Below are 391 nucleotides of genomic sequence, written 5' to 3' on the forward strand. Positions count from 1 at the left end.
TTTACTAAATCAGCCGGTTCCCGGAACTTCAGGGTTCCCAAGTATTACAAGGAATGTGGGTTCTATGGCGAACAGAGGTTTTGAATTTGTTCTTAATACAAAGAACTTTACTTCAGAAAATTTCAAGTGGGATACCTCCTTCAACCTTTCTACTCTTGACAATGAAGTCACCGATCTCCCGGGAGGAGACATAGTTTCAGGGGTAAATATCGTGAGAGAAGGCGAAACAATTTCTTCTTTTTACCTTGTTGAATACGCCGGTGTTGATCCGGCAAATGGGGATGCGTTATTTTATAAGAATACTTTATTGGATAATGGAACCCGTGACAGAACCACTACAGCAAGTTATAATGAAGCCTCAAGGGTAGTTCTTGGAAGTGCGTATCCAGAT

At 41.2% G+C, this 391-nt stretch carries 1 pseudogene; it reads left to right on the top strand.

The annotated features are described in order from the left end of the window. Positions 1-64: 64 nt before the first annotated feature. Positions 65-391: pseudogene (locus HC175_RS20045) on the top strand (SusC/RagA family TonB-linked outer membrane protein); the annotation flags it as partial.

The sequence above is a fragment of the Salinimicrobium oceani genome (assembly GCF_012037645.1).